Source organism: Corynebacterium meitnerae (assembly GCF_027570075.1).
GTDB classification, from domain to species: Bacteria; Actinomycetota; Actinomycetes; order Mycobacteriales; family Mycobacteriaceae; genus Corynebacterium; species Corynebacterium meitnerae.
Genome location: NZ_JAKMUS010000005.1, coordinates 17,322 through 29,600, shown reverse-complemented (window position 1 = coordinate 29,600; position 12,279 = coordinate 17,322). Strand labels below are relative to the sequence as shown.

8 protein-coding genes and 1 tRNA gene are annotated in these 12,279 nt (G+C 61.9%); 3 read left to right on the top strand and 6 right to left on the bottom strand.

The genetic code is table 11. From position 1 onward, the window contains the following. Nucleotides 1–3: 3 nt before the first annotated feature. From L8U60_RS04335 to L8U60_RS04325, 3 genes are all read right to left on the bottom strand, one after another. On the bottom strand, nucleotides 4–1,236 hold the full coding sequence (locus tag L8U60_RS04335; RefSeq protein ID WP_269965150.1) for an MFS transporter: 1,233 nt from the start codon (nucleotides 1,234–1,236) through the stop codon (nucleotides 4–6). A gap of 63 nt (nucleotides 1,237–1,299) precedes the next feature. Further along, nucleotides 1,300–2,577, bottom strand: coding sequence for a hypothetical protein (locus tag L8U60_RS04330; protein ID WP_269965149.1), 1,278 nt, complete (start codon nucleotides 2,575–2,577; stop codon nucleotides 1,300–1,302). 27 nt (nucleotides 2,578–2,604) lie between these two features. Beyond that, nucleotides 2,605–3,807, bottom strand: a complete 1,203-nt coding sequence (locus L8U60_RS04325; protein WP_269965148.1) for a hypothetical protein — start codon at nucleotides 3,805–3,807, stop codon at nucleotides 2,605–2,607. A gap of 262 nt (nucleotides 3,808–4,069) precedes the next feature. Here L8U60_RS04325 and mfd point away from each other — a divergent pair, with 262 nt between their 5' ends. Next, complete coding sequence (gene mfd / locus L8U60_RS04320; protein ID WP_269965147.1) at nucleotides 4,070–7,693, top strand: transcription-repair coupling factor; 3,624 nt, start codon at nucleotides 4,070–4,072, stop codon at nucleotides 7,691–7,693. A gap of 67 nt (nucleotides 7,694–7,760) precedes the next feature. Continuing rightward, complete coding sequence (locus L8U60_RS04315; RefSeq protein ID WP_269965146.1) at nucleotides 7,761–8,972, top strand: ATP-binding protein; 1,212 nt, start codon at nucleotides 7,761–7,763, stop codon at nucleotides 8,970–8,972. Between the two features lie 17 nt (nucleotides 8,973–8,989). On the opposite strand, the gene L8U60_RS04310 is transcribed toward L8U60_RS04315, so the two are convergent. After that, nucleotides 8,990–9,616: a CPBP family intramembrane glutamic endopeptidase gene (locus L8U60_RS04310; protein WP_269965145.1), complete on the bottom strand. Its 627-nt coding sequence runs from the start codon at nucleotides 9,614–9,616 to the stop codon at nucleotides 8,990–8,992. A gap of 55 nt (nucleotides 9,617–9,671) precedes the next feature. Here L8U60_RS04310 and L8U60_RS04305 point away from each other — a divergent pair. Next, nucleotides 9,672–9,745 (top strand) — tRNA-Leu (locus L8U60_RS04305). Here L8U60_RS04305 and L8U60_RS04300 read toward each other — a convergent pair. Beyond that, nucleotides 9,720–11,153: an amidase gene (locus L8U60_RS04300; protein WP_269965144.1), complete on the bottom strand. Its 1,434-nt coding sequence runs from the start codon at nucleotides 11,151–11,153 to the stop codon at nucleotides 9,720–9,722. The two genes, L8U60_RS04305 and L8U60_RS04300, sit on opposite strands and share 26 nt — an antisense overlap. Before the next feature lie 13 nt (nucleotides 11,154–11,166). After that, complete coding sequence (locus tag L8U60_RS04295) at nucleotides 11,167–12,180, bottom strand: suppressor of fused domain protein (protein ID WP_269965143.1); 1,014 nt, start codon at nucleotides 12,178–12,180, stop codon at nucleotides 11,167–11,169. Between the last annotated feature and the right edge of the window lie 99 nt (nucleotides 12,181–12,279).

Here is a 12,279-nt window from a genome sequence, read left to right as displayed (position 1 = left end):
GGTCTAGACACCGGGATCCGAAACGTCCTTGAGGCGTGCCGCGCCGAAAACGCCGGCAAAACCCATGGCGGCGAGGAAGAGCAGCGCGGCCTGCGGGTCAAATGCCGCGATGGCGGAAGAAATCGCACCCACAATGAGCAACACGATTCCCATGACCGTGTTGGACACACCTGTGATCAGCGTGCGCTGGTCACCTTCAGTCATATCCACCAGGTAGGTTTTGCGGGCCACGCGCACCGTCGTGTGCGCCAGGTTGACCAGGAAGAAACCCAGCGGCATGACCCAGGCGTTGACAACAGCCGGGGCGAATTGGGCGCTGGCGACAAGTCCGACGATGACAGCGGACGCGACGGCAGCCGCCATCGACATCGTCGTTTTGGAGGAACGATCCGACCACATGCCAGACACGCGTCCACCCACCAAGGCCGCACCACCGGACGCGATGATGAAGGCGCCCAGGCCAGCCAAGTTTGCGCCCTCACGCTGGGCCAGCACCACGATGAATGGGGTGGATAGCGCCGTGGCCAACAGGAGGGAACGCACGAGCAGGAAGCTTTGCAGCACCCGGTCGCCCTTGACCAGTTCCCACATTTGTTTAAAGCCGTGATGACCAGTGGACTCTTCGAGCTCTGCTTCCGGTTCCTTGATGCCGGAAAACACGATGCTGGCGAAGGCCCACGTTGACGCGCCTACGGCGAGCAGCGCCACGATGGCCCATTCAGGCAGATCATTGGGCAGGAAGAACAGCAGCAAACCGACCGCCAACGTAAACCCACCACCAAGGGCAGTCGCGCGGCCCGTAATCACACCGCGATGCCCTTTCGAGATCGTGCGGCCCTGCACATCCTTACCGGCGATCGAACAGATGGCGCGGAACAGGGCCAGGCAGGCGAGGAAGAACAGGGTGGTGATGCCCAGGAGTGTGCCGCTAAAAAGCAACGCACACACAGCGATGAGTGCTGCTGAAACAGCTTGGCCCCACGAGCCGATTAGCCACATCTTCTTGCGGGAAGCGTGGGATGTGACCCACGGGCTGAGCGCGAACTGCGGCAACATCGAGCCCGACTCCCGGATCGGGACGAGGAAGGACGTGAACACCGCCGGCACCCCAGCGGCCGTAAACATCCAGGCCAGAACTGATTTTGGTGCGACAATTTGATCGCCGATATTTTGCAGGCCATTCGACCAGATGAACCGGCGAGCGTTGTGCTCCTCGTGCGGCATGGGGGAAGTCATATCCCGGATAGTAGGTGCCACGAAAACCCTCGTCGCGCTAAGTGTTGGCTAACTTAGCGCTGGCTAACCGCATTTACGTGTGGCTTTGATTAACCCCTCGGGAGCACCCTCGTTCTTGAGAATCTCCGGGTGGTGGCACGGGTAGCTACTGATCGATTGGAGGTCGTGGTGGGGCACGTATTGCCATTCACCATCCACGAAACGGAAAGCTCGCACGTCATCGGTGCCACCAGCTGCGGCTGACGCCCATTCGCCGTCACAAAAATTGACGATCGTCTCGAATGGGGTGGGCCAACCGTCCACAACGGCATCAAAAGCTCCTGGTTCGCACGAGCCCTTTGCCTGAGCTGGCTGCGCGTCGGCCTCCTTCTCTTCTTCCTTGTCGGCGTCCTTTTCGTCGAGGGAATCCTCAGTGAACTCGCGGTAGAAGTCGAGCACCGGGCCGGAGCGGGAATAGCCGATCTCGCCGTCGAGGTCGGTCCACTCGGTGGCCTTGTAGGTGAGTTTGCCGGTGGTGGACTCGTCGGCGGAGGTGAACTCGGCCTCGCCGGCCTTCTCATCGCCGCCGGTGAAGTGCCAGATGCCGCCGTCTTCACAGTCGCCGACGCTGAACACCTCTTTCTTGGTCACGTTGTCGATGTGCTCGAGCACGCCGTAGCAACCGCGCTCCGGGTACGTCACGGTGAACACATTGGCTTCACGTGAACCGCGGAAGATAGCGGTTTCCGTGGTGCGATCTCCGCCCTCCGAGGCCAACTCGATGGTTGCGAGGGCGCGCACGCCGTCAGCGGGGAACTCGATGCCGTCCGGTTCCGCGCCGGCCACGTTCGGGTTGATGCCAATCTCACCAGCGTTGTCAGCGGGGTCAGTCTTGGGCAGCTGCGTGGTGGCGGTAGCACCATCCGGGGTGGTGTAGGAGACTTCCATCACGTCGTTCTCACCCGGGGTGAATACCCACTCGGTGCCGCCTTCGCCCTCACCGTGGACGATGTCCTCCCGGTAGGTGTTCTCCCCAGTGCGTGTCAGCGAGGAGTGGCGCTTCAACGTGGGGGAGGTGAGTTCACCGGTCTTGCCGTTCTCGTGGAAGCGGATCACAAGAACGACAGGCACTGCATCCTCGGTGTCATCAGCAAGGCCCTCAGGCTTATCGACGGCACCGCTATACCGCGTCCCCTTAAACGGCTCAGCAATATTGTTGCTGTTGCTGTTGCTGTTGCTGTTGCTGTCGCTGCCGCGCGCACCGATCCAGCCGGACTGCACCGCGATCGCGCCGCCGATCACAACAAGGATCAGCAGCAGGACTGCCAGAATGGTGGTGAGGATCTTGTTCGTCTTGGTCATTGGGGGACTTTCGCGTTGAACGGGGGATTAGGAGCAAGGAATCACGTTGGTGAGGAATTCATCCGGGGCGCCTTGCCTACGCAGCTTGGTGTGATCAAAGCACTGGAACCTGGTCTCGCCTGTCTGGCCGTCGGAGGGAATTACGGACCACTGGTCATCAGCGAAGTGGAAATGACCAGCGTTGCTCGTTCCGTATTCACCAGCTGTTGCCCACGTGCCGTCGCAGTACATGACCACGATCTTGATGTTGGAGGACTGTACGTTCGCAGCTTCCGCGAACGTGGAGGGATCACATGAGCTCTTTGCCTGCGTCTCTCCCTGGGAGTCGTTGTCTGCCTGCTCCGTCTGCTCCGTGAACCTGCGGTAGAAGTCAAGGACTGGGCCGGAGCGGGACAGGCCGATCTCGCCGTCGATAATGTCCCAATCACTGTGGGTGAAGTTCATTGTTTCGGTCTGGGACCCATCCGGGGAGGTGTACTCGACGCTGCCGCCGCTCGGATCACCCGCGATGAAGTGCCAGGTGGCGCCGGTCGGACAGTCGCCGACGGTGATGGTCTCCGTCATATAGTTGGGCTCAGTTCTGTCAAGGAGGCCGTAGCACCCGCGGTCCGGGTACGTCACGGTTGCCGCCTCCAGATCCGCGCCCCAGCGGAAGATCACGTCGGTGGGCTCACCCTCAGGCGTGCCAGCGGTTTCGAGCGTGCCCGTGGTGCGGAAGGACTGTTCGGGGAACTCGATGCCGTCCGGGTCCGTGCCACCCACGTTCGGGTTCATGCCTACTTCACCTGCGGTGTCGGTGGGATCGGTCTTAGGCAGCTGCGCGGTGCCGGAAGCACCGTCCGGGGTGGTGTAGGAGACACCCATGGTGTCGTCCTCTCCCGGGGTGAAGGTCCATTCGATACCGCTCTCGCCATCACCGTGGACGATCTCTTCGCGGTAGGTGTTCTTCTCAGTCCGGGCAAGGGTCGAGTGACGCTGCAAGGTGGGGGAGGTCAGCTCACCGGTCTTGCCGCCCTCGTGGAAGCGGATGACAAGGACCACGGGAACGACATCATCCGTGAGCCCTTCGGCATCGTCGATAGTTCCGCTGTAGCGCGTCTCATTGAATGGCTCCGCCAAATTCCGGGATTCGAAAAATCCCATCTTCGTGCCGATGACGCCGCCAATCGCGCACAAAATAAGAATTAAGACAGCCAGAATTGCCAGCAAAATCTTGTTGGTTTTAGACATCGCTTGAGAAACTCCAAATACACGGGATTAATGCATTAATGCTCAACAATAGCGGGGGTAGGGGCACGCAACGCGTATAAGCAAATGCCTTATTTCGAGCCCCGTGTCAGATTTGGTAAGCTCTGGGACGTCTTTCCCCATGGTGTAATTGGCAACACTACGGTTTTTGGTACCGTCATTCTAGGTTCGAGTCCTGGTGGGGAAGCTTTTTTATTGCCTGACTTGTAATGCAGAAAGCGCGCACTGAGGTTTGATGGGGTTTATGGCACACGATTCTTCTGACCTGCCCGTGTTGGCTGGGGTGCTCACCCAGGCCATTACCGATCCGAAGCTGACTGGTCTGCAGAAACGGGTGGGCGAAGAATCGCTGCACATCACCGGCATTGATCAGGTGCGCCCGTGGGCGGCGGGCGCGATCGCGCGCAAGGCGCCGGTGCTGCTGATCACGGCGACGGGGCATGAGGCAGAAGACCTCACCGCTGAGCTCGCCGCGATGTTGGGGCGCGATGCGGTGGCACTCATGCCCGCGTTTGAGACCTTGCCGCACGAGCGCCTGTCTCCCGCGGCCGATGTGGTGGGCAAGCGCAACAAAGTCGTGCACGATTTGGACAAGACCCGTGTAGTGGTGGCGTCCGCGCGCGCGGCCTGCCAGCCGGTGCTGCCGCCGGTGGAGCCCGTCGTGGTGGCCGTGGATGAGGAGCATGATTTCGGCGAACTCACCCAGCGCCTAGTGGACCTTGCGTACAGCCACGTGGACATGGTGGCCAGCCGCGGCGAATTTGCCACGCGCGGCGGCATCATCGACGTGTTCCCAACGACGTCCGAGCACCCCGTGCGCATCGAATTCTGGGGTGACGAAGTCACCGAACTGCGCTCCTTCGCCGTCGCTGACCAGCGCACTATCGAAGACATCAGTGCGGTTGAGCTGCATCCAGCCCGCCAATTGCTTATCGACGACACCGTGCGCACCCGCGCCACCACCCTCGCCCAGTCCTACCCGGGCAACCGCACCCTGGTGGAGATGGTCGAACGCATTGCCGGTGGCTCCCACCCGGACGGCATGGAGGCGCTCATCCCGGCGCTGACGGATCAGACCTATGAGGTGTTGCCGGCGCTTATGCCCGCCGGTTCCGTAGTGCTGGTGACCTCCCCGGAGAAGGTGCGCACCCGTATTGCTGACCTGCAGGCCACCGATGAGGAATTTCTGGAAGCCGGTTGGGAAGCTGCCGCCATGGGGGCTGAGGGCCCAGTAGCTGCTGAGGGCCTGGACGTGTCTGCCAGCTCGTATCGTTCCTTCGAGTCGCTGGAGGCCTCCGCGCTGAAGGCGGGCAATACATGGTGGACCTTTGCGCCCCCGGGAATGGGCATGGCGGATGAGATCACGCTGCCCCTGGAGTACGAGCCGGCGCCGGCACCCAAGGGTGACCCGAAGGAAATTGAGGCGCTGTACGGCAAGATCAAGCTGCACCTGCAGAACGGTGGTCACGCCGCCTTCGTCGCGCCCGCCAAGGGCACGATCGACCGCATGGCGGACAGGTTGCGCGAAAATGGCGTGTCCGCGCGCATTGCCACCCCGGGTCTTGAGCCCGTTGACGGGCAGGTCACGCTGTACCAGGGGATTTCTCATGCTGGCTTGACCTTCACTGGTCCCGGCCTGGTTGTGTTCACCGAAACCGATGTGACGGGTAACCGCGTGGGTGACATTGCTGGCGCCAAGCGCCGCGCCCCACGCCGCCGCAACCGCGTTGATCCGCTGGCGCTCAAGCCGGGGGATTACGTCGTGCATGACACTCACGGCATCGGCAAATTTGTGAAGATGGCCGAGCGCACCGTGGGCGATGCCCGCCGCGAGTACATCGTGTTGGAGTACCAGCCCGCCAAGCGTGGCCAACCCGGCGACCAGCTGTGGGTGCCCATGGACTCGCTGGACTTGCTGAGCAAGTACACCGGTGGGGAAAGCCCGAGCCTGTCCAAGATGGGCGGCTCTGACTGGAAGAACACCAAGCGTAAGGCGCGTGCCGCTGTGCGAGAGATCGCCAGCGAGCTCATTGAGCTCTACGCCAAGCGTGCTTCCGCGCCGGGCCACGCCTTCGCGCCCGATTCGCCGTGGCAGCTGGAGATGGAAGACAACTTCCCCTTCGTGGAAACCGAAGACCAGATGGCAGCCATCGAGGCGGTGAAGTCCGACATGGAAAAGCCGTCCCCGATGGACCGGGTCATCGTCGGTGACGTGGGCTTTGGCAAGACTGAGGTTGCGGTGCGCGCCGCGTTCAAGGCCGTCCAGGACGGCAAGCAGGTTGCGGTGCTCGTGCCCACGACGCTGCTGTCCCAGCAGCACTACTCCACCTTCACTCAGCGCATGGATGGTTTCGGCGTGGAGATCCGGGAGTTGTCCCGCTTCACCACTGCCGCTGAGGCGAAGAAGACGCTCAAAGGGCTGGCGGATGGTTCCGTCGACATCGTCATTGGCACCCACCGCCTCCTGCAGACGGGTGTGCAGTGGAAGAACCTGGGCCTCATCGTGGTGGATGAGGAGCAGCGCTTCGGTGTGGAGCACAAGGAGCACATCAAGGCGCTCAAGTCTCACGTGGATGTGCTCACCATGACGGCAACACCGATCCCGCGCACCCTGGAGATGTCCCTGACGGGTATCCGTGAGATGACCTCCATTACCACCCCGCCCGAGGACCGCCACCCGGTGCTCACCTATGTGGGTGCGCAGGAGGATAAGCAGATTGCGGCGGCGATTCGTCGTGAATTGCTTCGCGACGGCCAGGTGTTCTACATCCACAACAAAGTCGCCGACATTGAGAAAACCGCGCGGCATCTGCGTGAGCTCGTACCGGAAGCGCGCATCGTCGTGGCGCACGGCCAGATGGGCGAGCAGCTCCTCGAGCAAACCGTGCAGGGTTTCTGGAACCGCGAGTATGACGTGCTGGTGTGCACCACCATCGTGGAAACCGGTCTGGATATTGCGAATGCGAACACGCTCATCGTGGAAAACGCGCAGAACATGGGCCTCTCCCAGCTCCACCAGCTGCGCGGGCGTGTGGGTCGTTCCCGCGAGCGCGGCTACGCCTACTTCTTGTACCCCAAGGACAAGGTGCTCACGGAGATGTCTTACGACCGCCTGGCCACCATCGCTCAGCACAACGACCTGGGTGCCGGTATGGCCGTGGCGCAGAAGGACCTGGAGATGCGTGGCGCCGGCAACGTCCTAGGTGCTGAGCAGTCCGGCCACATCGCTGGCGTCGGCTTTGACATGTACGTCCGCCTTGTCGGCGAGGCCGTGGAAACCTTCAAGTCCCTCATGTCTGGGGAAGTGGTGGATGCCACCGACCAGGGCCCGAAGGAGATTCGCATCGATTTGCCTGTGGACGCCCACATTCCGGAGTCCTACATCAACTCCGAGCGCCTCCGCTTGGAGAGCTACCGCAAGCTCGCCGCCGCGCGTGACGACGCTGAGCTGGCCCACGTCGCGGAAGAACTCACCGACCGCTTCGGTGAGATGCCGGAGGAAGTCTCACGCCTCTTCGCTGTTGCCCGGCTCCGCCACCAGGCCCGCCGCGCTGGTGTCTCGGACATCACCATGCAAGGCGCTCGCCTGAAGTTCCACCCGGTGGACATGCCGGATTCCAAGCAGGTGCGCCTCAAGCGCCTGTACCCGGGATCAAACTACCGCGCGGCCGCGAAAGCCGTGCAGGTCCCGTTCCCGCGCGAAGGTGGAGCCAAGCGAGCACTCAATGCGCCGAACCTCCGGGACGAAGAGCTCCTGCAGTGGGTCGCTGATTTCCTCTCTGCCATCTTTGATGTGGAGGAGATTTCGGTGCGGGGCGGGGACGTCGACAAGCCAAAAGGCAAGCGCGTGTTCTCGGTGAGCGAGTAGAAAAAATTACGACCATACTCGTAACTGTGGTGCTTTTTGAAAAAAGTTGCGACTATACTCGCAACTTGTGAACCTTCTTCCGCGTCCGCAATACCTTCAGGAACTTGCCGCCATCACCGGGAACGACCTTGTTCGCCTGATCACGGGTGTGCGTCGTGCCGGCAAGTCATCGCTGCTGCATTTGTATCGCGAACACCTCGTTGAGCAGGGAGTTGACCCACGCGCGATTCTCACGATCAACTTTGAGGACGTGACGTTCGATGCCCTCCGCGAGCCCCAGGTTTTTCATGAGTACGTCTTAGATCGCGTGAAGCACGGTGTCACGCATCTGCACGTCGATGAGGTTCAGGAGTTGAGGGACTGGGCCCGGATGATCAATTCACTGCGAACAGCACAGAATATTGAGATCTGTGCGACGGGCTCGAATGCTTCCATGTTTTCGGGGGAAGGGCTGACGTACCTTGCGGGGCGCTACGTGTCGCTGGAGGTGTTCCCGTTGTCGCTTGCGGAGTTCCGCCAGTTCACGGGGGTCAGCGACAGTGAATCGGTGGAGGAAAGCTACCGGCGCTGGATGACAACCGGTGGGTTTGCTCGCAGTGTCTTGGAGTCCTCGCCCGAAATCGCGCGCCAACTGAACAGGGATTTGTTCGACTCAATTTTCACCCGCGACATCGCCTTGCGTGGTCAGGTGCGTGATACGGCCACCTTTATTAAAGTCGCAGCATTCGTATTGGATAATGCTGGTTCGCCGCTATCGGCGAACAAGATTGCCAACACCTTGAAATCCGAGGGTGTGAAGGTAAGCACCGACACCGTGGACCGCTACCTCCAGCTCATGGCAGATGCCCACCTGATTTATCCGTGCCACCGCTATGACACTCGCGGGCGCGGGTGGTTGAAGACAACGCCGAAATACTACTGGGTCGATGCGGGGTTGCGTGATGCTCTTACTGGGCATAAGAACACGAACACGGGGCATGACGTGGAAAATCAGGTGTACCTTGAATTGCTGCGACAGCGCTTCGAGGTCCACACGGGAGTAGGCCCCGGCGGGGAAATCGACTTTCTCGCTCAGCGCGGTGATGAAACCCTCTTCATCCAAGTTGCGCTGACCGCTTTGGATGAGCAAGTACTGCAGAGGGAACTGTCCTCGTTCGAAGGTCTGCCGCCGGGATCCAGGTGCCTGTTGCTGACGGGGGACCGGCTTCCCCTTTCAACTGGGTACGTGCAGCACCTGAATGTCTTTGATGTTCTTGCACGAAAAGTGTCACTGTCTTAGGTTCGTGCATCGGTGGGCTACAGCACCAGCGGCATCGCCAGCAGCATCGTCACTGACCACGTGAGGTGAACCGCGATCGGGGAGATGACACGCCGGGTGCGGGAGGCCTCGTAGAAGCACAGCGCGCCGAGCACACCGGCGGCGAAGACGAGCAGCGAGACACCCATCCCGATGGTGATTAGGCAGTAGACGCCGGTGGAGAGCACTCCGACCGCCAGTTCACCACAGCGGCCACGCAGTTGGCGGGGCAGCGCGTCGCGGTAGACGAGCTCTTCGCCGATGCCGTTCAAGATCAGCACGGTGAGCGTGGGTATCCAACCACCCGCGCTGGGCATGCTGAGCAGCTCTGTAACCGGCCCGGCCAGCAGCGGAATGTGGCGCACCACCAGCGCGCCGAGCAAAAAGACCACCGCGAGCGCGCCGCCTAAGGCCACGCCGCGCAGCAGGTCCGGCGCCTTCGGACCCGCGAACGCTTGCCGGTCGCCCCACACCCACCACGTGCCGGCATACAGTGCGGCGGTGAGAAGGGTGATCACGTAGAACGTAGCGGTGCCATCGCCTGCCTGGCGCGCGGTGAACAGGCCAAGCCCGCCCAGCACGCACGGAAGGAGAACAAGCCAGGAACCAGCAGCGCGAGCAGTCATGATGGAGCAATTATAGGGACGGGTAGGGCAGTGCCGTACACTCATTCACCGATACGCCCCTATAGCCCAATTGGCAGAGGCAGTCGACTTAAAATCGATTCAGTCAGGGTTCGAGTCCCTGTGGGGGCACAAGTGCAGGCCAATCGGTCGCGTCCTGCAGCTGGCGTGCGACTTGGCATAGCAGCGGCTCGCTGTTGAATGGCCCCACGAGCTGCGCGCTGAGCGGCAGGCCCTCGTGGAAGCCAGCGGGCACGGTAGCCGCCGGGTTACCCACCGCGTTCCATGGCGAGGTGAAGGATGCGACCCCGCTCGCCTTCAGCGCGGCCGGCAAAAATCCATGCGCATCCAACTGCCCAATGGGAACCGCCGGGTGGGGGACACTCGGCGTCAGCAGAAGATCCACGTCGGAGAACACCTCACGCATGAGCTTTTCACCGATCTCCGCGCTTTTCGCCTCCGCCTTGTGCACCATCTTCGGGGAGGTCAAACCCAGCACCTTGCCCAATCGCACGCCGCGCCGGGTACGTCGCTCAAGCAGCTCCGGATGCTCAGCCATGTGCGCTTCCTCGCTGAAACCATTCAAGAACTGCGGGACAAAGGACAAGGCCAGCGCGGGTGGATAGGAAAAATCGTGCTCGAACACGTCGTGGCCCACGTCCTTGAGGGTCTCAGCAGTCGTCTCCACCGCTTGCCGCGCCGGCTTCTTCAACACGGTGCCCAGCGGCGCGGCCGTGCTCACACCAATCCGCAACCGCCCCGGGGCATGCTGTAAAGCCTCCATCAAGGTCGTGGGCAAAGCTTGCGCCACATGCTTATCGACGCCCTCCGTACCCCCACCCACACAATCCAAAATCAGCGCCGTGTCCTCCACGTACCGCGTCAGCGGACCAATCGTGCCCAACGCTCCCCAGAGGCTCGCGTTCGGGGCGGCGGACACGCGCCCGCGCTGGGGCTTCAACCCAAACAGGCCACACCAGGCGGCGGGCAGACGGATGGAACCGCCACCATCCCCACCAATCGCAGGGGGGACGAGGCCCGCGGCCACCGCAGCGGCCGTACCGCCGGAAGATCCGGCGGGGGAGTACGCGGTGTTCCACGGGTTGCGGGTCGCACCGTTAGCTACTGATTCTGTGTACGGCCAAATCCCAAATTCCGGCATCGCGGTCGTGCCCACGATGACAGCACCCGCCGCACGCAGGCGCGCCACCACCGCGGAATCAGCGCGCGCCGGGGTGGTGAATGCGGCGCCTCCGAAGGTAGTGGGAATCCCTGCAACATCATTTTCAGCCTTGATGGCGATAGGAACGCCGTGCAGCGGGCCGCGTTCCTCACCGCGTTGGGCCTTCACATCGAGTGCGTCGGCGTCTGCGCGTGCTTCATCCGCAAGCACGGTGATAAATGCGTTGAGCTCGGGATTGAACCGGGCAATCCGGTCAAGAAAGAAATCAGTGACCTCGCGCGCAGTGAGCTCGCCGGAGCGAGTCTTTGCAGCAATCGCGGTTACGCCGGCGAAGGCCAAATCTTCATGAGTACCCATGACCGCATGATAGTTAACGCGTCGGATCAATAACGTGAAAATCCAGCGGCGCTGTTGTCAGCCGGTAGGCACCGGGCGCAGTATCGAGCACCGCGAGGATTTCATGGCACGCCTTTTCTGCGAGCGTGACGGTGAGGTGCGGTGGTTCCGCAACGATACGGCGGCGCCGGTTGGCGGGGACGGCTGGGTGATATTCCACCGTTGAATGAGCTGCCGAGGGGTCAGGAATGAAGCGTGCCCAGGCGTCATCGCTCATCACCGCGAAATCACGGCCGTAGCTGAAACGCCAGCGCGCAGCCCGCAACAGATGCGCCGCGGCATGAGTGGTCATGTCAATGCGCCCCGACGGATCAACGTCGAAGTAACTCGAGGACACTGCGCTGATCCGGGACCCTTCGGTTGCGCGTTGGGTGGTGAAGTGGGTGTGGAAGGATTCGTCGAGAAGCATGCTCTGGCGTTGCGGGACGGTGCGGCCGAGCGGATCGACGTGCAAGAGCTTATCGACGAACTTCGCCGGATCCCACGACAACGCCGCGTCCAGCTCATCGGCCGTGACACCCACGGCGGTAGTGAATGCGACATGGCCCGTCGGCGCGTCAATGACGGGCAGCCGAGGATCCGCTGCGAACAGGAAACCCGTGAGCTGCGCGTCCTCGCACATCGGCTCGTGGAGGTTCACGTAATGGCCCGGCTCAATCGGGGACAGCGCCGCCAGCGCACGCAGCCGCTCAGCGGGCCACGTGGGTGGGGTCCCGGGGTCCGCGGTGGCCGGCACGCGCACAGTGAGCTCCGTCTGCGTGCCCGCCACCGGAAGAGATGAACTCGTCCGTGAGATCCCGTGCGTGACATAAAGAAAATGGGGAACAGGGGCTGGGCAGTGGTAGACCAACACCGCGACCTTCTCCGTGAAATCGAGCTCCCCATGCACCGCTACCGGGGCACCGCAGTAAGCGGCGAGGTGCTCCCGAAGATGCTCGCCACCAGTGCGGCGCCGGTTTTTACCGAACAACCCGCCACGAAGATCCATGCCCCATAGTTTAGGCCGGTCAGCGCCTTGAAAGAAAAAGTTTGCCCAAGTGGGAACGAATCCGGACGGTGCTTCGTTGGACTATATGACTGGTGATCA